The organism is Halomonas sp. Y3 (assembly GCF_024137965.1).
In the GTDB taxonomy this organism is placed as follows: domain Bacteria; phylum Pseudomonadota; class Gammaproteobacteria; order Pseudomonadales; family Halomonadaceae; genus Halomonas; species Halomonas mongoliensis.
This window is the reverse complement of record NZ_CP099975.1, coordinates 3509528-3529668: the sequence shown is the minus strand read 5'-3', so window position 1 is coordinate 3529668 and position 20141 is coordinate 3509528. Positions and strand designations below refer to the sequence as shown.

The following is a 20141-nucleotide window of genomic DNA, read 5'->3' as shown; positions in this document are numbered from 1 at the left end:
GTTACTGGGCGGCGAGCAGGCGGGCCGCTCGCTTGGCGAAATAGGTCAGCACGCCGTCGGCGCCGGCGCGCTTGAAGCAGGTCAGCGATTCGAGGATCACGCTGTCGGCGTCCAGCCAGCCGTTCTCGAAGGCGGCCATGTGCATGGCATATTCACCGCTCACCTGGTAGGCGAAGGTGGGCACCCGGAGCTCTTCCTTCACCCGGCGCACCACGTCGAGGTAGGGCATGCCGGGCTTGATCATCACCATGTCGGCGCCCTCGGCGAGGTCGAGGGCGACCTCGTGGAGCGCCTCGTCGCCGTTGGCCGGGTCCATCTGATAGGTGCTCTTGTCTGCGCGGCCGAGATTGGCGGCGGAGCCCACGGCGTCCCGGAAGGGGCCGTAGTAGCGCGAGGCGTACTTGGCGCTGTAGGCCATGATGCGGGTGTGGGGCAGCTGTTCCTGCTCCAGCACCCGGCGAATCTCGCCGATGCGGCCATCCATCATATCCGAGGGAGCCACCACGTCGGCACCCGCCTCGGCGTGGGAGAGCGCCTGCTTGAGCAGCGTCTCCACGGTGCGGTCGTTCAGCACATAGCCCTGGGCGTCGATGATGCCGTCCTGGCCGTGGCTGGTGTAGGGGTCCAGGGCCACATCGGTGATGATGCCGAGTTCGGGCAGGGCCGCCTTGAGCGCCCGCACGCTGCGCTGCACCAGGCCGTTGGCGTTGAAGGCTTCCTCGGCCAGCTCGCTCTTGAGGGTGGCGTCGACGACGGGGAAGAGCGCCAGAGCGGGGATGCCCAGCGCGTAGGCCTCCCGCGCCTCCTCGATCAGCAGGTCCAGGGAGAGACGCTCCACGCCGGGCATGGAGGGCACCGCCTCGCGGCGGTTCTCGCCTTCCAGAACAAAGACCGGCCAGATCAGGTCGGCGGCGGTCAAGGTGTTCTCCCGCATCAGGCGGCGTGAGAAGTCGTCGCGGCGCATGCGGCGCAGGCGGGTGGCGGGGAACTGGCGGGTGGTCATGAAGCTCAAGGCGATTCTCCAGCGTTGGTCGCCACTGCCGGTGAGTATGGCGACGCAAGATGACAGTGGGGTGACAGTGTCACCCGTGTGTTCTCGAGTATATCAGCGCAGCCGTGCGCCGAAAGTCTCGCCTTGTCGCCTACCGGCGTTCGCTCTAGAGTGTGGGGTTCGAATATCGGGCCTGCCTCGGCGGCGGGCGAATCCTGCAAGGAGACAGGCATGAGCAAACAGGTGGCGGTGATCCTCTCGGGCTGCGGCGTCCAGGACGGTTCCGAGATCTACGAGACCACCCTGACCCTGCTGCGGCTTGACCAGCTGGGTATCGGCTATCGCTGCTTTGCACCGGATATGGCGCAGCATCACGTCATCGACCATCGCAGCGGCGAGGCGGCCGAGGGCGAAACCCGCAACGTGCTGACCGAGGCGGCGCGCCTGGCGCGGGGCGAGATCTCGCCGCTGGCCGAGCTGGCCGCCGACGAGTTCGACGCCGTGATCCTGCCCGGCGGCTTCGGCGCGGCCAAGAATCTCTCCAGCTTCGCGGAGAAGGGCGCCGAGATGGAGGTGCTCGAGACGCTGGCGGAGGCCCTGGGCGAGTTCCACGAGGCGCGCAAGCCCATCGGCCTGATGTGCATCGCCCCGGTGATGGTGCCCAAGCTGCTGGGACCCGGCATCGCCGTGACCATCGGCCACGATCCGGGCGTCTCCGGCGCCATCAGTGCCATGGGTGGCCTGCATCGCAGCTGCGGGGTGGAGGAGATCGTGGTGGACTTCGAGAACCGTGTGGTCACCACCCCGGCCTATATGCTGGCGACCCGGATCAGCGAGGCGGCCGTCGGCATCTTCAAGCTGGTCGATCGCATCGACGAGCTGATGGATCTCTAGCCGCGAAGCGGCTAGAGCCGGAAGTTTGAAGAGCGGCACTTCGCGCCTGGAAGCTGGAAGTGAGATCGCCCCCATGGTATTGCCATGGGGGCGATCTGTTCTAGGCTGCAGAGCAGCTTACAGCTTACAGCTTACAGCTTACAGCTGATGGCTCAGGCGTCTTCTTCCTCCGCCTCGCGCCGAGCCTTCTTGCGCCGCGCCAGGCGGCCGAACAGCAGCCCCACTTCGTAGAGCAGGTACATGGGCACCGCCAGCAGGCTCTGGGAGATGATGTCCGGCGGGGTGAGCAGCATGCCCACCACGAAGCAGCCGAGGATGATGTAGGGGCGCTTCTTCGAGAGGCTCTCCACCGTGGTGATGCCGGAGGCGATCAGCAGGAAGGTGGCGATGGGGATCTCGAAGGCCACCCCGAAGGCGAAGAAGAGCTTGAGGACGAAGTTCAGGTAGGCGTTGATGTCGGTCATCACCGCCACGTTCTCCGGCCCCGTCTGGGTGAAGAAGGAGAACAGCAGCGGAAAGACCACGTAGTAGGCGAAGGCCGCACCGGCGTAGAAGAGCAGGACGCTGGAGGTGAGGATGGGGATGGCCAGGGCCTTCTCGTTGTCGTAGAGCCCCGGGGCCACGAAGGCCCAGGCCTGGTGCAGCACATAGGGCACGGCGATGAAGACCGCCGCGACCAGGGTCAGCTTGAAGGGTGCCAGGAAGGGCGAGGCCACCTCGGTGGCGATCATCTGGGACCCCTCCGGCAGCAGTGCCATCAGCGGCTGGGCCACGAAGAGGTAGATGTCGTTGGCGAAGGCGTAGAGGCCCAGGAAGATCACCAGGATGGCGACCACGCTACGCAGCAGCCGCGAGCGGAGCTCGATCAGGTGCTCGATCAGCGGGGCCTGTGGCTGTTCCGGGCGGTCACCGGTGTTGCTCATCGTGAGGAGGCGTCCTTGTCGGAGGCGGAGGGCGCGGTGGGTTCATCGGCGTTCGGCGCCGCGGCTTCCGAAGCGTCGGCTTCCGAAGGGGCGCGGCGGGCGCGGGCCAGGGCGTCGTCCAGGCGCTGTTCGGCGCTGGGGGCAGGCGCCTTCTCCGGCGCCTCGGCGGGGCGGTCGGGCTCGGCGATGCTCTCCACGTCGCGCTGGACCTGACGCACGCTGTCGTCGAGCTTCTTCTGCTGCTCGTTGAGCTTCTGGCGCAGCTCCTCCGCTTCGAGCTGGGCGCTGATCTCACGCTGCATGCCGGAGACGCTGCGCTTGATCTTGCCGATCCAGAGACCCGCCGTGCGGGCCGCCTTGGGCAGCCGCTCCGGGCCCAGCACCAGCAGGCCGACCACGCCGATGAACATCAGTTCGAGAAAGCCGATGTCGAACATGGCGGCTTACTTGCGCTCTTCCTGTTCCTCGGATTTACGCTCGGCCTGGACGTCGTAGGTGTTGGTCTCCTCCTTGTGGTCCACGCGAGCCTGCGCCTCGGCCTCTTCCTTCTTCTTCTCGGCCTTCTCCTCTTCGCTCATGGCCTGCTTGAACCCCTTGACCGCGCCGCCGAGGTCGGTGCCGACGTTGCGCAGCTTCTTGGTGCCGAAGATCAGGATGATGATGCCGAGTACGATCAGCAGCTGCCAGATACTGATACCACCTAACATGGGTCTTTCCTCTGTGTCGTAGCCCCGGGCTGTCCGGGAGCCTTTGTCTTTGAGTCTGTCTGGTTGGCCCCGGTTCTCACTGGGGTCTTGCGGCCTTCTCGTCGTGGCCGGAGACGCCGAAGCGGCGGCCCAGCTCGTCGAGCACGGCGCGGTGGTCGAGGTCGAGATGCGATAGCATCACCAGGCTATGAAACCACAGGTCGGCGGTTTCGGCGATCAGCGCCTGGCGTTCGGCCTCGCCGCCGCCCTCGGCATCCTTGGCGGCCAGCAGGGTTTCGGTGGCCTCCTCGCCAACTTTCTCGAGTATCTTGTTCAAGCCCTTGTGATGCAAGGCGGCGACGTAGGAATCCTGCGGATCTGCCTGGCGGCGTTGATCCAGGACAGCTTGCAGCCGGTCGAGAATATCGCTCATGAGTTAAGGTTCCGTTGCAGGGTTCAGGGGTCAGTGCCAGGCCAGCAGTAGCAGGCCGAGGGCGGCGGCGGCCAACGCCGGCCAGGGCTGGTCCGCGGCCCACTGGGAGAGCGGCTGCCAGGCCAGCGCCAGCGCCACCAGGAGGAGCCCCAGGCGCAGCCGGCGGCCGCGCCGCCCCTGGCGCACCAGCTGGTGGCGGATGGCGCCGATCGCCTCGCCCTGGCGGCGTCGCTGGCGGGTCTCCTGGTCGACCCGTGAGAGGGCCTGGTGGGCCAGCACGGGCAGCTCCGGCAGCTGTCGAGTCAGCTCGGGCGCCTGACGCTTGAGGGAGTCCCAGAAGCCGCTGACGCCGGCGCGCTCCCGCATCCACTGTTCCAGGAAGGGCTTGGCGGTCTTCCAGAGGTCCAGGTCCGGGTAGAGCTGGCGCCCCAGCCCCTCGATATTGAGCAGGGTCTTCTGCAGCAGCACCAGCTGGGGCTGCACCTCCATGTCGAAGCGTCGGGCGGTCTGGAAGAGACCCAGCAGCACCTGGCCGAAGGAGATGTCCTTGAGGGGCTTCTCCAGGATGGGTTCGCAGACGGTGCGGATCGCCGCGGCGAACTCGTTGGCCCGGGTGTTCTCGCCCACCCAGCCCGACTCGATGTGCAGGGCCGCCACCTCGTAGTAGTCCTGGTGGAAGAAGGCCAGCAGGTTGCGGGCCAGGTAGTCCTGGTCTTCCCGGGTCAGGCTGCCGACGATGCCGCAGTCGATGCCGATGTACTGTGGGTCCCGGGGGTGTTCCCGGGAGACGAAGATATTGCCCGGGTGCATGTCGGCATGGAAGAAGTTGTCGCGGAATACCTGGGTGAAGAAGATCTCCACACCGCGCTCGGCGAGCTTCTTGAGGTCGGTCCCCTGGGCCTCCAGGGCGGCCACGTCGGCTACGGGGATGCCGTAGATGCGCTCCTGTACCATGACGCGCTGGCGGGTCAGCTCCCAGTGGATGGCCGGGATGTAAAGCAGCGGCGAGTTCTTGAAGTTGCGCTTGAGCTGGGAGGTGTTGGCCGCCTCCTTGTGCAGGTCGAGCTCGTCGAACAGGGTGGCCTCGTAGTCGCGCACCACCTCCACCGGGCGCAGGCGGCGCGCCTCGGGCACCAGGGTCAGCAGCCGGGCAAAGCGGTACATCAGCGCCATGTCCTGGCGCATCACCCGGTGGATGCCGGGGCGGATGATCTTGACCACCACCTCCTCGCCGCTGTGCAGCCGGGCGCCATGCACCTGGGCGATGGAGGCCGAGGCGAGCGGCTCCGGGTCGAAGCGGGCGAAGGCCAGGGCCACCGTCATGCCGAGCTCGTCTTCCACCACGGCCCGGGCCTGGTCGCCGGGGAAGGGAGGGACCTGGTCCTGCAGGCGCTTGAGCTCGTCGGCGATATCCGGCGGCAGCAGGTCGCGGCGGGTGGAGAGCACCTGGCCGAACTTGACGAAGATCGGCCCAAGGGACTCCAGCGCCAGGCGCAGCCGCGCCCCGCGAGAGCGCTCGCCGATGGGCACCAGGCGCAGCGGCGAGAGCCTGAAGAGGGTGCGCAGCGCCCAGGGCAGGCGTTCAAGGGGAATCAGGGTATCCAGCCGGTAGCGGGTGATCACCCAGAGAATGCGCAGCAGCCGCAGCATCATCATGGGGCCGCCTGCGCGTCGCGCCGGGCCGCCAGGCGGCGATGCAGCCTGGCCAGCCGCGCCTCGAGGCGGTCGGCGGCGACCTCGAGCTCGGTGAGGTGATCGCGCAGCACCTCCAGCTGGGGGCGGCCGGGCAGCAGCCGTGCCTCCTCCACCAGGTACTCGGAGAGGTCGGCGCAGAACTCTTCCCGGGTGCGCAGGCCGAAGCGGCCCAGGCGGCGAAGCCCCTCGGCCAGGCTGTGGGCGGGGATATCACCCAGCCAGCGGGCCAGCTCCCCTTCCCAGTCCAGGTCGAGGTCGAGCAGCAGGTCGCGGGTCGCCTCGAGCAGGCCGATATGACCGCGTACCGCCAGGCGGCCCTGGAACATCAGTCGCTCCATGGAGGCGCCGCCCAGCAGGGCGCCGGCGGTCTCTGCATCCAGCTCCACGACCGCGTCGAAGGCCGCCTCGTCGGTGTCGTCGGGGCGCAGCAGGTCGAGCCCCTGAGGATGGAAGTGCACCGCCAGGGCCAGCTCGGGGTTCTCCAGGCGCAGCAGCAGCCGCTGGCCGGCCAGGCGCGCCAGCCGCGAGGGGGCGGCGGGATCCCGGGCAAGCAGGGCGTTGAGGGTTCGTTCCAGGCCGGCTAGTAATAACATTATAGCTTTATGCCGCGATGCAGGGCGACGATGCCCCCGGTCAGGTTGGTGTACTCGACCCGCTCCAGACCGGCCGTTTCCATCATCCCCTTGAGGGTCTCCTGGTCCGGATGCATGCGGATCGACTCGGCCAGGTAGCGGTAGCTGTCGGCGTCGCTGGCCACCACCTCGCCGATCTTCGGCAGCAGGCGGAAGGAGTATTCGTCATAGACTCTGGAGAGCAGGGCGCTGGGCGGCTTGGAAAACTCCAGCACCAGCAGGCGGCCGCCGGGCTTGAGGACCCGGGCCATGGAGCGCAGGGCGGCATCCTTGTCGGTGACGTTGCGCAGGCCGAAGGCGATGGTGATGCAGTCGAAGGTGTTGTCCGGGAAGGGCAGGCACTCGGCGTTGGCCTGGACATACTCGACGTTGCCGCCCACGCCGCGGTCGAGGAGCTTGTCGCGGCCTACGCGCAGCATCGACTCGTTGATGTCCGCTAGTACCACGCGCCCGCGCGGCCCCACCATGCGCGAGAACTTCAGGGTCAGGTCGCCGGTGCCGCCGGCGATATCCAGCACGCTGTGGCCGGGCCGCACGCCGGAGCGTTCGATGGTCAGGCGCTTCCACAGGCGGTGGATGCCGAAGGACATCAGGTCGTTCATCACGTCGTAGCGGGCCGCCACTGAGTGGAAGACGTCGGCCACACGGGAGGCTTTCTCCTCGACGGGCACTTCCTGATAGCCGAAGTGGGTGGTCTGCTTGTCCCTGGAGCTGGGGTTGGCGCTCATGCGATGGGGCTCCCGAATCGCTGCATGGGAGAGGCCGCTGCCTCGAATGGGCGCCATTGTAGCCTCCCGCGGCGGCGGTTGTCTTGACGGGGGGCCGTTTACAGCTGCTTGATCTCGATGCCCAGGGGCTCGCGGCTGGCGCCGGCCTCCTCCAGGCGGCGGAGGTAGTCGGCCCAGTTGGCCTCGCGCTGCTCGATCAGCCACCAGAGGTAGTCCCAGCTGTAGAGGCCGCTGTCGTGGCCGTCGTCGAAGTGCAGCTTGAGGGCGTAGCGGCCGGTCGGGGTGATGTCCTTCAGGCCGACGAACTTCTTGCCGACCTGCAGGGTTTCCTGGCCGCGGCCGTGGCCGCGCACCTCGGCGGAGGGGGAGAAGACCCGCAGGTACTCCACGGATAGCCGGTAGCTCTCGCCGTTCTCATAGCCGAGCTCCAGCTCCTGGGCCTTGCGGTGGTAGTGCACTCGGGTGGGGATGGGGGCGCTCATGGCACAGCTCCAGTCCAGGCTTGGTGAAAGCGCGACTACTCCGGCGACAGGTCTACGAGGGGGCGCTGTGAATCCATCCCTGGACGCTACCGATGCCATCCCTGGCATAGGCCCCCCTCTACGACCTGCCCCCGGCGTCGCGCAGCCCGCGATTCGCCTGCTTCAGCGCTCACGGGATCGCTGAGTGCGACACCGGCTTCCAGGCTGCCAACGTCGGCTGCTCAGGGTTACAGGATATACCGCGACAGATCCTCGTCCATGGCCAGCTCGCCGAGCTGGGAGTCCACGTAGGCGGCGTCGATGGTCAGCGGCGTGCCGATGTCGCTGCCCTTGTAGGAGGCCTCCTCGAGCAGGCGCTCCATCACCGTGTGCAGGCGGCGCGCGCCGATGTTCTCGGTGCCCTCGTTGACCTGCCAGGCGATCTGGGCGATGCGTTCGATGCCGTCGGCGGTGAACTCCACCTCGAGGCCCTCGGTGGCCAGCAACGCCTGGTACTGCTTGGTGAGCGCCGCTGAGGGCTCGGTGAGAATGCGCTTGAAGTCCTCCGGGGTCAGGGCGTTGAGCTCCACGCGGATCGGCAGGCGACCCTGCAGCTCGGGAATCAGGTCCGAGGGGCGCGACAGGTGGAAGGCGCCGGAGGCGATGAACAGGATGTGGTCGGTCTTCACCATGCCGTACTTGGTGGAGACCGTGGAGCCCTCGATCAGCGGCAGCAGGTCGCGCTGCACCCCCTCCCGGGAGACCTCGCCGCCGCTGGACTGGCCGCTGCCCTTGGCCACCTTGTCGATCTCGTCGAGGAAGACGATGCCGTGCTGCTCCACCGCCTCGATGGCGCGGGCCTTGATCTCCTCCTCGTTGACCAGCTTGCTGGCCTCCTCGTCGCGCAGCAGGGCGAAGGCGTCCTTCACCGTGACCCGGCGGGTCTCGGTCTTCTGCTTGCCCATGCCGGAGAAGAGGCTGGAGAGCTGCTGGGTCATCTCCTCCATGCCCGGCGGAGTCATGATGTCGATGCCGGGGCCCTGCTGGGTCAGCTCGATATCGATCTCCTTGTCGTCGAGCTGTCCCTCGCGGAGCTTCTTGCGGAAGATCTGGCGGGTGCCGCTGTCCTGGCGGGGCGCCTCCTCCTGGCCCCGGGGCGGCGGCAGCAGGGCATCCAGGATGCGGTCCTCGGCGGCGTCCTCGGCGCGGTGGCCCACCTCCTCCTTGGCCTGTTCGCGCACCAGCTTGATGGCGGCTTCGGTCAGGTCGCGGATGATGGAATCCACGTCGCGGCCCACATAGCCCACCTCGGTGAACTTGGTGGCCTCGACCTTGATGAAGGGTGCGCGGGCCAGCTTGGCCAGGCGCCGGGCGATCTCGGTCTTGCCCACCCCGGTGGGACCGATCATCAGGATGTTCTTGGGCGTCACCTCCTGACGCAGGTCGCTGTCGAGCTGCATGCGACGCCAGCGGTTGCGCAGGGCGATGGCCACGGCGCGCTTGGCGTCCTGCTGGCCGATGATGTACTGGTCCAGGGCGTGGACGATCTCACGGGGGGTCATCTGGGTCATGGGGCGCCTCAGAGCGTTTCGAGAGTGACGTGGTGGTTGGTGAACACGCAGATGTCGCCGGCGATCTCCAAGGACTTCTCGGTGATCTCTCTGGCCGAGAGGTCGGTGTTCTCGAGCAGGGCGCGGGCGGCGGCCAGGGCGTAGTTGCCCCCGGAGCCGATGGCTATGATGCCGCGCTCGGGCTCCACCACGTCGCCATTGCCGGTGATGATCAGGGAGGCGTCCTTGTTGGCCACGGCGAGCAGTGCCTCCAGGCGGCGCAGGGCGCGGTCGGTGCGCCAGTCCTTGGCCAGCTCCACGGCGGCCTTGACCAGGTTGCCCTGGTACTTCTCCAGCTGCGCCTCGAAGCGCTCGAAGAGGGTGAAGGCGTCGGCGGTGCCGCCGGCGAAGCCCGCCAGCACCTCGCCGCGGTAGAGGCGGCGCACCTTGCTGGCATTGCCCTTCATCACGGTGTTGCCCAGCGACACCTGGCCGTCGCCGGCCAGGGCCACCTGGTCACCGCGGCGCACGGATACGATCGTGGTCATGGAGGAGTCTCTCCTTGGGGGAGCGCCTGGCTCCCGATGACTTTCGGCGCCGCGGGGCATGGCCCCGGGCGCCGCGATAAGGCTGAAGGGAGAGGTGCGGGCGGAGCGCCCTGAATTCAAGGCTTCAATGAAGTCGCCGAGCCACGTCGCGAGCGCAGCGGTGAATGGGTGATTGCCTAGTTCTGCAGGCGGATCAGCAGCGGCTCGATGCCTTGGGTGACCATCAGGTCCTGGGCGCGGCTGAGCTCGCGGTTGTCGTCATAGGGGCCGACCTGGACCCGGTGCCAGGTCTCGCCGCCGCCGGCCCTGACCTCGCTGACCTGGGCCAGCAGGCCGAAGTCGCGCAGGCGGCGCTGCAGCTGCTGGGCGTCGCCGGATTCGCGGAAGGAGGCCGCCTGGAGCATGTAGCGGTGGCCGTTGCTGGCGGGCTCGGCGGCGGCGGTGGGCTCGCTGCGCTCGGTCGCCAGGTTGGCGGCGATCACCTCGGCGATGGGGTCGGCGCTCTCCTGGGCGGACGCCGCCTCGCTGCTCTCCTCGGCAGGAGGGGGCGCCGGGGGCCGAGCCGTGGAGGCGGGCATCTCCCCGCGGGGGGCGATCACCTCCGACTCCGGCAGCAGGGTGTAGAACTCGAAGGTCGGCATGCGCGGTTCGCTGGGCCTGGCCGGGGCGGCGGCCTCCGGTTCCGGCGGCGCGCTGCGCGGCAGCACCGTGGCCAGAGGCGAATCCTCCACCTGCCAGGGCGCCACCCCGTGCTGGTGCTGAGAGAGCAGAAAGCCGCCCACCAGGCCGGCCAGGCCCCAGACCCAGCCGGGCAGCCGCCACTCGCGGCGGGGCTTGCGTGCGGTCTGGCGGCGGCTGCTGGTAGCACCGCGCCGCTTGGGCGGCTGCTTGCGGGTCGCCATGGGTTACATCTCCTCGGGGGCGCTGACTCCCATCAGGTCGAGACCGTTGCGCAGCACCTGGCGGGTGGCCAGGCCCAGGGCCAGGCGGGCATTGCGCAGGGCGTCATCCTCGACCATCACCTTCACCGCGTTGTAGCAGGTGTGGAAGTCGGCGGCCAGGTCCAGCAGATACTGGGCGACCTGCTGGGGCTCCCGGGAGGCGGCGGCGTGCTCGACCACCTCGGGGTAGCGGGCCAGGCGGTTCATCAGCGCCTTCTCCTGATCCTCCGCGAGCCGGCCCAGGCTGGCCGTGGCCAGGGCGTGGTCGAAGGCCAGGCCGTCGGCCTCGGCGCGGCGCATCACGCTGCACACCCGGGCGTGGGCGTACTGCACATAGTAGACCGGGTTGTCGTTGGACTGGGAGCGCGCCAGGTCGATGTCGAAGGTGAGCTGGGAGTCGGCCCGGCGGGCGGCCAGGAAGAAGCGGGTGGCATCGCGACCCACCTCGTCGATCAGGTCGCGCACCGTGACGTAGCTGCCGGCGCGCTTGGAGAGCTTCACCTCCACACCGGAGCGGGTGACCATCACCATCTGGTGCAGCACATAGTCCGGCCACCCCTGGGGAATGCCCGCTTCCAGGGCCTGCAGGCCGGCGCGCACCCGGGTCACGGTGGAGTGGTGGTCGGCGCCCTGCTCGTTGATCACGGTGGTGAAGCCGCGCTGCCACTTGTCGAGGTGGTAGGCGACGTCGGGCAGGAAGTAGGTGTAGCCGCCGTCGGTCTTGCGCATCACCCGGTCCTTGTCGTCACCGAAGTCGGTGGTGCGCAGCCAGAGGGCGCCGTCCTCTTCATAGGTGTGGCCCTTCTCGATCAGCCGCTCGACGGTGGCCTCCACCTTGCCCTCGCGGTAGAGGGAGGACTCCAGGAAGTAGACGTCGAAGTGGACGCCGAAGGCCTTGAGGTCGAGGTCCTGCTCCCGGCGCAGGTAGGCCACGGCAAACTCCTGGATCGCCTCGAGATCCTCCGGGTCGCCCTGGCCGGTAACGTGGCGGTCGTCGGCGTGGACGGTCTCGCCGGCCAGGTAGCTGTTGGCCACATCGATGATGTAGCCGCCGCGGTAGCCGTCGGCGGGCCAGCTCGGGTCGTCGGGGTCGAGCCCCTTGGCGCGGGCCTGCACCGAGAGGGCCAGGTTGCTGATCTGGGCGCCGGCGTCGTTGTAGTAGAACTCCCGGGTCACGTCATAACCCACCGCCTCCAGCAGGCGGCAGATGGAGTCGCCGATGGCGGCGCCGCGGCCGTGACCCACGTGGAGCGGCCCGGTGGGGTTGGCGGAGACGAACTCTACCTGCACCTTCTGGCCCTGGCCGATCAGGCTGCGGCCGAAGGCGTCGCCTGCGTCGAGCACCTGGCGCACCACCTGGGCGGCGGCGTCGGTGGCGGCGAAGAAGTTGATGAAGCCGGGCCCGGCGATCTCCACCTGGCTGACGGCGTCGCTTTCGGGGAGGGCGGCCACCAGGGCCTCGGCCAGCTCCCGGGGCTTGCGGCCGGCGGGCTTGGCCAGCATCAGCGCCAGGTTGGTGGCGTAGTCGCCGTGGGCCTTGTCCTTCGTCGGGTCGACCTTGATGGTCGGGGCGATATCGGCGGGCAGCAGGTCCTGCTGCTTGAGGGTGTCGAGGGCGCCCTCGAGCAGGGTCACGATGGTCTCTTTCATGAGGCGAACTTCTATCCTGGAGCGAAGGCCCTGGGGGCGCCTTGGGGAGCGAGCGGCCGATGAACCGGCGGTGACGAGGCGCTCGCCCGGGGCGTGGGCATGGAAACGGAGCCTTTAGCGGGCACGGCCGGCCATTATCGGTAATTGTGGCGCGGCTTTAAAGCCCAACCGGGCTGCGCCCGAAGCGGTAAGCCATAAGCTCTAAGCTTTAAGAACCCCCTTGTTGCGAGGTGTGATGGCAGCATCCCGGCTTACGGCTTACGGCTTACGGCTTACGGCTTACGGCTTACGGCTTACGGCTTACGGCTTACGGCTTACGGTTTACGGCTTTCAGCTCAGCGTCTGGGGGTCGATATCCAGCGACCAGCGTACTCGCCGCGCCTCGGGGGTCGCCTCCAGCCAGGCGGTGAGCCAGGCGCAGGCCGAGTGCAGGGCGCTGCGCTTCGCCGCGCTCAGCATCAGCTGCAGGTGGTAGCGGCCCTGGCGGCGCTCCATGGGGGCCGGCACCGGGCCCAGGCAGTCCACCGCGAGCGCGTGCTCGGCCAGCCAGCCGCGCAGGGCGCCGGCGGCGCGGCGGGCGAGCTCGCCGGCGGCCTCCTCCCTGGCGCTCTCCAGGCGCAGCAGGGCGAGGAAGCGAAAGGGGGGCAGGGCGGCGGCGCGACGCTCCTCCAGGAGCTGCTCGGCCAGGGCGGCGTAGCCGCGCTCCGCCAGCAGGCGCAGCTGCGGGTCCTCCGGGTGCAGGGTCTGAACCAGCACGCGGCCGGGGTGGGCGGCGCGCCCGGCGCGCCCGGCCACCTGGACCAGCAGCTGGGCGCTCTGTTCCAGGGCGCGAAAGTCGCTGGCATAGAGGCCGGCGTCGGCGTTGACCACTACCACCAGGGTGACATGGGGCAGGTGGTGGCCCTTGGCCAGCATCTGGGTGCCCACCAGCAGGCAGGGGTCGCCGCGGCGCACCTCGGCGAGCGCCTGCTCGAAGGCATCGCGGCGCCGGGTGCTGTCGCGGTCGATGCGATAGACCGGCACCTTCGGAAAGCGTGCGGCCAGGGTCTCCTCGGTGCGCTCGGTACCGCTGCCCAGGGGGCGCAGGTCGATGCTGCCGCAGGCCGGACAGGCCTCGGGCAGGGCGCGGCGGCGGTCGCAGTGGTGGCAGGCGAGCAGCGGCGGCTGGCGGTGAAGGGTCATGCGGGCGTCGCAGGCGTCGCACTCGGCCAGCCAGCCGCAGGCGTGACAGGCCAGGGTGGGGGCGAAGCCGCGGCGGTTGACGAAGACCAGCACCTGATGGCCGGCCGCCAGGGTCTCCTCGATGGCCTCCATGACCGGCGGGATCAGGCCGCCCTGGCGGGGGCGCCCGCGCAGGTCCACCAGCTCCAGCCGGGCCGGGGCGTGGCGGGTGGCGCGGCGGGTCAGCGGCAGGTGGCGCCATTCGCCGCTGAGCCCCCTGGCGAGGCTCTCCAGGGAGGGGGTGGCGCTGCCCAGCAGCAGCGGGATGCCGTGGTGGTGGGCCCGGGCCACGGCCAGGTCCCGGGCGTGGTAGCGCAGCCCGTCCTGCTGCTTGTAGGAGCCGTCATGCTCCTCGTCGACGATGATCGCCCCGGGGCGCGCCAGCGGGGTGAAGATCGCCGAGCGGGTGCCGATCACGATGGGCGCACGCCCGCTGGCGGCGGCCTCCCAGGCGTCCAGGCGCTCGTGGTCGGTAAGGCCGGAGTGCAGCGCTACCACCGGCACCCGGAAGCGGTGCCGAAAGCGAGCCAGGGTCTGGGGCGTCAGGCCGATCTCCGGCACCAGCACCAGGGCCTGGCGGCCGCGCCCCACCACCGCCTCGATCAGCTGCAGGTAGACCTCGGTCTTGCCGCTGCCGGTGACCCCCTCCAGCAGGCAGGGGTGATAGGCATCCAGCCGCTCGTGGAGGGTGGCCAGGGCCGCGGCCTGCTCGCGGTTGAGCGGCAGGGCGGGCTCGGCCAGCAGGTGGTCGGCGTCGGGCAGGGGGCGAGCGGTCAGCGGTTCCTCGTGAGACGCCACCAGTCCCTTGGCGGCCAGCGCCCTGAGCTGTTCGCGGGAAAACGATTGGGCCAGGATCGCCTGGGTGGCCAGGCCGTGGGGGTGCTGGGCGAGCATGGCCAGCAGCTCCGCCTGGCGGGGGGCGCGGGCGAGGGCCTCGGCGGGCGTGTCGCGGCCGGCGGCGGTGAGCTGCCAGCGCTCCCGGGTGCGTCCCTCCAGGGCGCGCCCCTGGCGCAGCAGGGTGGGCATGGCCTGGTGGAAGGTGTCGCCCAGGGAGTGCTGATAGTAGCGGGCGGTGAAGCGGCACAGCCACAGCCAGTCGGCGGGCAGGGGGGCGGCGTCCAGGCAGGCGACGACGGGCTTGAGCTCGGCCAGGGGCAGCTCGCTGTGATCGCGGCACTCCATCACCACGCCGACCACCTGGCGTCGGCCGAAGGGAACGCGCACCCGCAGGCCGGGTGCCCAGCCGCCGGGGGGCGGCGTGCCGGCGGGGCGGTAGTCGAACAGGCGGCGCAGCGGCGAGGGGACCGCCACGCCCAGGGCGCGGGGGGAAGAGGTGGTGGGCAATTGGCCTCCGGGACTGGCTCTGCTAGAATGCTGCGCCTCCCTGCCTGCCGAGTGCGGCCAGGGCGGGATCAACCGGTTTGCACTCGCGCCTGCCACCGGCGCGACCGATAGACAACCCGTATGCGGTGCCTGGCAGCGGATCAGGTGGCGGCATACAGCTCAACGAGGCTCAAGATGAAACAAGGTATCCACCCCGAATACAAGACGGTCAGCGCCACCTGCTCCTGTGGTGCCACCTTTCAGGTAGGCTCCACTTCCGGCCAGGACTTCTCCCTGGACGTCTGCTCCCAGTGCCACCCCTTCTACACCGGCAAGCAGAAGCAGGCGACCACCGGTGGTCGCGTCGAGCGCTTCAACAAGCGTTTCGGTGCCGCACTCAAGCGCTGATCGCCCAGGCGTACGCCGACCTGTCAGGAAACCCGCCCTTCGAGGCGGGTTTTTTTCGGTCCGATCGCCGCGGCCGATGCGGCGGCGGTGTCGATAAGGCCTGGGTTATGGCTGGAGCTTCAGCCATAAGTTGCGGCAAATGGTTGGTATCGGTGTCAAACGAGCGTGCAACAGGCAGGAAATGGCGCAAGCTTGAGCGCGGGGGCTTTTTTCTATATCGTGGTGCAACATTTTCACCCTGACCGGAATTCACCCACATGAGTGACGCAAGACAGGCCGCGCTGGACTATCACGCCAAGCCCATCCCCGGGAAGCTCTCCATCGAGCTGACCAAGCCCACCGCCACCGCCAAGGACCTCGCCCTGGCCTACAGCCCGGGTGTGGCCGAGCCGTGTCGCGAGATCGCCCGCGACCCGGAGAACGCCTATCGCTACACCGGCAAGGGCAACCTGGTGGCGGTCATCTCCGACGGCTCCGCCATCCTGGGGCTGGGCAACCTCGGCGCCCTGGCCAGCAAGCCGGTCATGGAGGGCAAGGGTGTGCTGTTCAAGCGCTTTGCCGGCATCAACTCCGTGGATATCGAGGTCAACGCCGAGAGCCCCCAGGCCTTCATCGATACCGTGGCGCGCATCGCCGATACCTGGGGAGGCATCAATCTCGAGGATATCAAGGCGCCGGAGTGCTTCGAGATCGAGCAGGCGCTGATCGAGCAGTGCAACATCCCGGTCTTCCACGATGACCAGCACGGCACCGCCATCGTCACCGCGGCGGGCATGCTCAACGCCTTGGAGATCGCCGGCAAGCGCCTCGAGGACGCCAGCATCGTCTGCATGGGGGCCGGCGCCGCCGCCATCGCCTGCATGAAGCTGCTGGTCTCCTGCGGCGCGCGTGCCGAGAACATCGTGATGCTCGACCGTCGCGGCGTGATCCACACCGAGCGCGACGGCCTGAACCCCTACAAGGCGATGTTCGCCGTCGACACCGACAAGCGCACCCTGGACGACGCCATCGATGGGGCCGACGTCTTCGTGGGCCTTTCCGGTCCGGGTCTGATGAGCGCCGATCATATTCGCAAGATGGCGCCCAACCCGGTGGTCTTCGCCTGCACCAATCCGGACCCGGAGATCCACCCGGACCTGGCCCGGGAGGTGCGCCCCGACGTGATCATGGCCACCGGCCGTTCGGATTACCCCAATCAGGTCAACAACGTGCTGGGCTTCCCCTTCATCTTCCGCGGGGCCCTGGACGTGCGCGCTACCCGTATCAACGAGGAGATGAAGGTGGCCGCGGTTCACGCCCTCAAGGACCTGGCCCGGGAGCCGGTGCCTCAGGCGGTGCTGGACGCCTACGAGAAGGAGAGCATGAGCTTCGGCCGCGACTACATCATCCCCACGCCGGTGGATGTGCGTCTGCTGGAGCGCATCACCTCCGCCGTGGCTCAGGCGGCCGTGGACTCCGGCGTGGCGCGCCGCCCCTACCCGGCCCACTACCCGCTGAAGAGCGTGGATGACGTTTACGGCGTGTAGCATGCGGCGTGTAACGCACGGGACATTGCCTTCCGCGACGCCGGCCTTCGGGCCGGCGTCGTCGTATCCGGGGGAGAGAGGAAGTCGAGTGAAGTGAGCTACCAGCTGTAGAGCAGCGCGGCGCTGGTGGTGTGGTCGGTGCGGGCCTTGGCTTCGTCCGGCGGCTGCGAGTTGCGCCTGACTTCATGGGAGAGGCGCAGGGCCAGGCGCGAGTTGAGCCGCGCCGTCAGCGATGAGAGCGCGCGGGAGGTGGTGTTGTCGTCGGTGGCCTCCACCGAGAGCTCCTGCTTCAGGGTGGTGGTCTCGCTGGCTTCGAACTGCCAGGCCAGGGCGCCATAGGCGACGCCCAGGGAGGCGTTGGGCTCCGTGTCGATGCGGTCGTGGCGATAGCCCGGGCCGGCCTCCAGCGAGAGCCGATGGTGCTCGTGGCGGATCAGCTCCCGGCCGTAGCCGGCGATGGCGGCCAGCTGGTGGTCGTAGCCGCTGAAGCGGTCCTTCTCCCAGCGAGCGAACCCGAACAGATAGTGGGGGCCCTCGAGGTCGTAGCGCTCACGCCCGGTCAGGCGATACTGCTCGGCGCTGGCCTCGCCGTCCCGGGAGACATGGCGGACCTCGCCGCGCAGCAGGTGGGTCCAGCGGTCGCGCAGCCAGGTCAGCTGGCTCTTGCCGATCAGCGTCTGGCTGTCGGTATTGCCGGCGAGGTGGGTGTAGCCGAGTTCGGCCTCACCGCTGAAGCCGTGGGCCTTCTCCTCGACGGGAGGCGGCGCGTAGAAGGGGCTGGCGGAGACATTGGCGCCTGCGCCGAGGCTAAGTGCCACGATCAGCAGGCGGCTGGCAGGGTGTGACATGGGCATCCCCCGGGGCCGTTGAGTGAATCCCAGCGGGTGTGAGCTTGGGGTGTGCGTTGTTGATGAGGGGCGTTGAAGAGGGCGGCGTCCGTGCCGCCCTGGTCGCGAGGCGTCAGAAGATCGCTTCGTAGGAGCCGGTGCCCTGGGAACCGCTGTGCTGCTCCACCTCGCGTTCGACGCGGCGCGGCTGCACGCCGGGCAGGTGGTCCGGGTGGAAGAGCTCGGTCATGCCGCCGCCCTGACCGTCGGGCAGTCGGCGCCCGCTGTCGGGGTCGACCCGGGCGGTGACCAGGCCGCCGGGGCGCTCATGCTTCGCCTCGGGGCGACCCTCGAGGGCGTCGCGCATGAAGTCGATCCAGACCGGCAGGGCCGCATTGGCACCGTATTCGGCGATGGTCTCGTTGTTGTCCTTGCCGATCCAGACGGTGGCGGCGAGGTCGGCGTTGTAGCCGGCGAACCAGGCGTCGCGCTGGTTGTTGGTGGTGCCGGTCTTGCCGACGATATCGCCACGGCCGAGCTCAAGCGCGCGTCGGCCGGTACCGCTCTCGATGACGTCGCGCAGCATGTCGGTAAGGATGTAGGCGGAGATCGGGTCCACCACCCGGGGCGCCACCGGGTGGCGGCGCCCGTCGACCTCCACCTCGGTCTGGCCGTCACGGCAGTCGCGGCAGACGATGGTGGGCGTGGCCTCCTCGATCAGGGTGTCGTCATCGCCCCGGGTGACGCGCTCGATGAACCAGGGGGTCACCTGGTAGCCACCGTTGGCCAGCACCGCATAGGCGTTGGTCATCTCCAGCGGCGTCAGGTCGGCGCTGCCCAGGGCCAGGGAAAGGCCGCGGGGCAGTCGCGAGCTGGCAAAGCCGAAGCCCTCGAGGAAATCGATGGTGGCATCCAGGCCGACCTGCTGGAGCACGCGAATGGTGACCAGGTTGCGCGAGCGCGCCAGGGCGACCCGCAGGCGGGTGGGGCCGAGGAAGTCGCCGCTGGCATTGACCGGGCGCCACAGCTGGTTGCTGCCGTCCTGAACCACCACGGGAGCGTCGTTGACCACGCTGGCGGCATTCATCAGACCGCTGTCCAGGGCCGCCAGGTAGACGAAGGGCTTGAAGATTGAGCCGGACTGACGCTGGGCCTGGACGGCGCGATTGAACTTGCTGGCCGTGAAGCTGAAGCCCCCCTGCAGGGCCAGGATGGCGCCGGTGTCGGGGTGCATCACCACCAGGGAGCCTTCGGCATCGGGTCGCTGGGCCAGGCGCAGGGTGCCGTCCTCGCGCTCCAGCACGCGGATGAGATCGCCGGTGCTGGCGATCTCGGCAGCGGAGCCGGGTTCCGGGCCTCGGGCCCGCGGGCTGCGGTAGGCCCGCGCCCAGGAGAGCCCGTCCCAGGCGATGGTGCGCAGCTCGCCGCCGCGGGTCAGCACGCGCATCTCGCGACCGCTGCTCTCCACCACGATGGCCGGCTGCAGCGGGCCGAAGCCGGGGGTCCGCTCCAGCACCTGAACCCAGTTGCTGACATCGCCCTCGATGCCCTCGATCTCGGTCTGGCTGCGCTCGGCGGCGCGCTGGGCGGTCTCGAGGATCTCGGGGGATTCATCGAGCTCCTCCTCCAGGCCGCGGCGATCGGTGCGGGCCTGGGCCTCGACCAGACTCGCCGGGATGTCGCGCTGCTCGGGGCCGCGCCAGCCGTGGCGGGTGTCGTAGGCGATCAGGCCGTCGGCCAGGGCGCGGCGGGCGAAGGGCTGCAGTTCGCTGTCCAGGGTAGTGTGGATGCGGTAGCCGGCGGTGTAGGCCTCCTCGCCGAAGCGTTCGATGGCGTACTGGCGCGCCATCTCGGCCACATAGTCGGCGTCCACCTCGGTCTGGGCGACATAGCGGCGGGCGGTGATCGGTGCCTGGACCGCCTCGTCATAGGCGGCCTGGTCGATATGCCCCAGCTGGCGCATGCGGTAGAGAATCCAGTTGCGGCGGATCAGCGAGCGTTCCGGGTTGGCCAGCGGATTGAAGGCGGACGGGGCCTTGGGCAGGCCGGCGATCATCGCCTTCTCGGCCAGGGTCAGCTCGTCGAGAGGGCGGTTGTAGTAGGTCTCGGCGGCGGCGGCGATACCGTAGGCGCGGTTGCCGAGGAAGATCTTGTTGACATAGAGCTCGAGGATCTCCTCCTTGGAGAGGACGCGCTCCATCTGCAGGGCCAGCAGGATCTCGCGGATCTTGCGGGTGAAGGTCCGGTCCAGGGTCAGCAGATAGTTGCGCGCCACCTGCATGGTGATGGTAGAGCCGCCCGACTGGATCTCGCCGCCGCTGGAGGCGAGCTCCAGGGCCGCCCGGGCCAGGCCGCGGGGGTCGACGCCGGGGTGCTCGTAGAAGTGGGCGTCCTCGGCGGCCAGCAGGGCCTGGATGAACTCCTCGGGAATCTCGTGGTACTCCACCGGCATGCGGCGCTCCTCGCCGAATTCGCCGATCAGCTTGCCGTCACGGGTAAAGATCCGCAGCGGCGAGTGGAGCTCGAAGTCCTGAAGCTGGCGCACGTCCGGAAGTCCGGGGGCGAAGTAGAGCGCGGCGCCCACCACGCCCAGGGCCGCGGCGGCGGTGAGCGACACCAGCAGCCAGGCCAGTGAGAAGAGCAGGGTTCTGATAAACTTCATGAAAAAGCGGTATCCGTGCAGGGAACTGGGGCGGTGCGGTAG

Annotated in this window: 19 protein-coding genes; 3 read left to right on the top strand and 16 right to left on the bottom strand. The window is 68.9% G+C overall.

The features are described from left to right. Position 1: 1 nt before the first annotated feature. Positions 2–1012 carry a porphobilinogen synthase gene (gene hemB / locus NHL60_RS16720; RefSeq protein ID WP_253446019.1) on the bottom strand — a complete coding sequence of 337 codons (1011 nt, stop codon included), beginning with the start codon at positions 1010–1012 and terminating at the stop codon, positions 2–4. A 210-nt stretch (positions 1013–1222) separates the two neighbouring features. Between hemB and elbB the strand changes: the two genes are divergently transcribed. Further along, entirely contained in the window at positions 1223–1885 is a 663-nt protein-coding gene (elbB, locus tag NHL60_RS16715) for an isoprenoid biosynthesis glyoxalase ElbB (protein ID WP_253446016.1), read from the top strand. 152 nt (positions 1886–2037) lie between these two features. On the opposite strand, the gene tatC is transcribed toward elbB, so the two are convergent. From tatC to NHL60_RS16650, 13 genes are all read right to left on the bottom strand, one after another. Beyond that, a complete protein-coding gene (gene tatC, locus NHL60_RS16710) occupies positions 2038–2808 on the bottom strand; it encodes a twin-arginine translocase subunit TatC (protein WP_253446013.1) in 771 nt (256 codons plus the stop codon). Then, positions 2805–3245 (bottom strand): Sec-independent protein translocase protein TatB, encoded by a 441-nt coding sequence (gene tatB, locus NHL60_RS16705; RefSeq protein ID WP_253446010.1) that lies wholly within the window; start codon positions 3243–3245, stop codon positions 2805–2807. Before tatB ends, tatC begins: the two co-directional genes overlap by 4 nt. A gap of 6 nt (positions 3246–3251) precedes the next feature. Then, the gene (gene tatA / locus NHL60_RS16700) at positions 3252–3515 is read right to left on the bottom strand and encodes a Sec-independent protein translocase subunit TatA (RefSeq protein ID WP_253446007.1); all 264 of its coding nucleotides are present in this window, start codon (positions 3513–3515) and stop codon (positions 3252–3254) included. 76 nt (positions 3516–3591) lie between these two features. Further along, positions 3592–3927 carry a phosphoribosyl-ATP diphosphatase gene (locus NHL60_RS16695; RefSeq protein WP_253446004.1) on the bottom strand — a complete coding sequence of 112 codons (336 nt, stop codon included), beginning with the start codon at positions 3925–3927 and terminating at the stop codon, positions 3592–3594. 30 nt (positions 3928–3957) lie between these two features. Next, the gene (ubiB, locus tag NHL60_RS16690; RefSeq protein WP_253452270.1) at positions 3958–5580 is read right to left on the bottom strand and encodes a ubiquinone biosynthesis regulatory protein kinase UbiB; all 1623 of its coding nucleotides are present in this window, start codon (positions 5578–5580) and stop codon (positions 3958–3960) included. Then, a complete protein-coding gene (locus NHL60_RS16685; RefSeq protein WP_253446001.1) occupies positions 5580–6215 on the bottom strand; it encodes an SCP2 domain-containing protein in 636 nt (211 codons plus the stop codon). The genes ubiB and NHL60_RS16685 overlap by 1 nt, the downstream gene beginning before the upstream one ends. Then, positions 6215–6982 carry a bifunctional demethylmenaquinone methyltransferase/2-methoxy-6-polyprenyl-1,4-benzoquinol methylase UbiE gene (gene ubiE / locus NHL60_RS16680; protein ID WP_253452267.1) on the bottom strand — a complete coding sequence of 256 codons (768 nt, stop codon included), beginning with the start codon at positions 6980–6982 and terminating at the stop codon, positions 6215–6217. The genes NHL60_RS16685 and ubiE overlap by 1 nt, the downstream gene beginning before the upstream one ends. Positions 6983–7080: 98 nt before the next feature. Then, on the bottom strand, positions 7081–7464 hold the full coding sequence (locus NHL60_RS16675) for a gamma-butyrobetaine hydroxylase-like domain-containing protein (RefSeq protein WP_253445998.1): 384 nt from the start codon (positions 7462–7464) through the stop codon (positions 7081–7083). Between the two features lie 227 nt (positions 7465–7691). Then, the gene (hslU, locus tag NHL60_RS16670; RefSeq protein WP_253445995.1) at positions 7692–9014 is read right to left on the bottom strand and encodes an ATP-dependent protease ATPase subunit HslU; all 1323 of its coding nucleotides are present in this window, start codon (positions 9012–9014) and stop codon (positions 7692–7694) included. A gap of 8 nt (positions 9015–9022) precedes the next feature. Further along, positions 9023–9541 carry an ATP-dependent protease subunit HslV gene (gene hslV / locus NHL60_RS16665; RefSeq protein ID WP_253445992.1) on the bottom strand — a complete coding sequence of 173 codons (519 nt, stop codon included), beginning with the start codon at positions 9539–9541 and terminating at the stop codon, positions 9023–9025. 176 nt (positions 9542–9717) lie between these two features. Next, on the bottom strand, positions 9718–10443 hold the full coding sequence (locus tag NHL60_RS16660; RefSeq protein ID WP_253445988.1) for an SPOR domain-containing protein: 726 nt from the start codon (positions 10441–10443) through the stop codon (positions 9718–9720). A gap of 3 nt (positions 10444–10446) precedes the next feature. Beyond that, positions 10447–12132 (bottom strand): arginine--tRNA ligase, encoded by a 1686-nt coding sequence (gene argS, locus NHL60_RS16655; RefSeq protein WP_253445985.1) that lies wholly within the window; start codon positions 12130–12132, stop codon positions 10447–10449. Between the two features lie 330 nt (positions 12133–12462). Continuing rightward, entirely contained in the window at positions 12463–14697 is a 2235-nt protein-coding gene (locus NHL60_RS16650) for a primosomal protein N' (protein ID WP_253445982.1), read from the bottom strand. Between the two features lie 174 nt (positions 14698–14871). Here NHL60_RS16650 and rpmE point away from each other — a divergent pair, with 174 nt between their 5' ends. Together rpmE and NHL60_RS16640 are read left to right on the top strand one after the other, a co-directional pair. Continuing rightward, the gene (rpmE, locus tag NHL60_RS16645; protein WP_253445979.1) at positions 14872–15084 is read left to right on the top strand and encodes a 50S ribosomal protein L31; all 213 of its coding nucleotides are present in this window, start codon (positions 14872–14874) and stop codon (positions 15082–15084) included. Positions 15085–15341: 257 nt separating this feature from the next. After that, a complete protein-coding gene (locus tag NHL60_RS16640; RefSeq protein ID WP_253445976.1) occupies positions 15342–16610 on the top strand; it encodes a malic enzyme-like NAD(P)-binding protein in 1269 nt (422 codons plus the stop codon). A gap of 98 nt (positions 16611–16708) precedes the next feature. Here the strand turns inward: NHL60_RS16640 and NHL60_RS16635 are convergent, their stop codons facing one another. Both NHL60_RS16635 and NHL60_RS16630 read right to left on the bottom strand, forming a co-directional pair. Beyond that, a complete protein-coding gene (locus tag NHL60_RS16635; RefSeq protein ID WP_253445973.1) occupies positions 16709–17458 on the bottom strand; it encodes a YdiY family protein in 750 nt (249 codons plus the stop codon). 112 nt (positions 17459–17570) lie between these two features. Further along, positions 17571–20099, bottom strand: a complete 2529-nt coding sequence (locus NHL60_RS16630) for a penicillin-binding protein 1A (RefSeq protein ID WP_253445969.1) — start codon at positions 20097–20099, stop codon at positions 17571–17573. Positions 20100–20141 lie beyond the last annotated feature (42 nt).

What these genes read in the sequence shown, in the direction of transcription:
- argS (WP_253445985.1), bottom strand. Translation starts at nt 12,132, where the DNA reads ATGAAAGAGACCATCGTGACCCTGCTCGAGGGCGCCCTCGACACCCTC.
- ubiE (WP_253452267.1), bottom strand. Translation starts at nt 6,982, where the DNA reads ATGAGCGCCAACCCCAGCTCCAGGGACAAGCAGACCACCCACTTCGGC.
- NHL60_RS16635 (WP_253445973.1), bottom strand. Translation starts at nt 17,458, where the DNA reads ATGTCACACCCTGCCAGCCGCCTGCTGATCGTGGCACTTAGCCTCGGC.
- elbB (WP_253446016.1), top strand. Translation starts at nt 1,223, where the DNA reads ATGAGCAAACAGGTGGCGGTGATCCTCTCGGGCTGCGGCGTCCAGGAC.
- hslU (WP_253445995.1), bottom strand. Translation starts at nt 9,014, where the DNA reads ATGACCCAGATGACCCCCCGTGAGATCGTCCACGCCCTGGACCAGTAC.
- NHL60_RS16675 (WP_253445998.1), bottom strand. Translation starts at nt 7,464, where the DNA reads ATGAGCGCCCCCATCCCCACCCGAGTGCACTACCACCGCAAGGCCCAG.
- NHL60_RS16640 (WP_253445976.1), top strand. Translation starts at nt 15,342, where the DNA reads ATGAGTGACGCAAGACAGGCCGCGCTGGACTATCACGCCAAGCCCATC.
- NHL60_RS16695 (WP_253446004.1), bottom strand. Translation starts at nt 3,927, where the DNA reads ATGAGCGATATTCTCGACCGGCTGCAAGCTGTCCTGGATCAACGCCGC.
- NHL60_RS16630 (WP_253445969.1), bottom strand. Translation starts at nt 20,099, where the DNA reads ATGAAGTTTATCAGAACCCTGCTCTTCTCACTGGCCTGGCTGCTGGTG.
- hslV (WP_253445992.1), bottom strand. Translation starts at nt 9,541, where the DNA reads ATGACCACGATCGTATCCGTGCGCCGCGGTGACCAGGTGGCCCTGGCC.
- NHL60_RS16660 (WP_253445988.1), bottom strand. Translation starts at nt 10,443, where the DNA reads ATGGCGACCCGCAAGCAGCCGCCCAAGCGGCGCGGTGCTACCAGCAGC.
- tatB (WP_253446010.1), bottom strand. Translation starts at nt 3,245, where the DNA reads ATGTTCGACATCGGCTTTCTCGAACTGATGTTCATCGGCGTGGTCGGC.
- ubiB (WP_253452270.1), bottom strand. Translation starts at nt 5,580, where the DNA reads ATGATGCTGCGGCTGCTGCGCATTCTCTGGGTGATCACCCGCTACCGG.
- tatC (WP_253446013.1), bottom strand. Translation starts at nt 2,808, where the DNA reads ATGAGCAACACCGGTGACCGCCCGGAACAGCCACAGGCCCCGCTGATC.
- rpmE (WP_253445979.1), top strand. Translation starts at nt 14,872, where the DNA reads ATGAAACAAGGTATCCACCCCGAATACAAGACGGTCAGCGCCACCTGC.
- NHL60_RS16685 (WP_253446001.1), bottom strand. Translation starts at nt 6,215, where the DNA reads ATGTTATTACTAGCCGGCCTGGAACGAACCCTCAACGCCCTGCTTGCC.
- tatA (WP_253446007.1), bottom strand. Translation starts at nt 3,515, where the DNA reads ATGTTAGGTGGTATCAGTATCTGGCAGCTGCTGATCGTACTCGGCATC.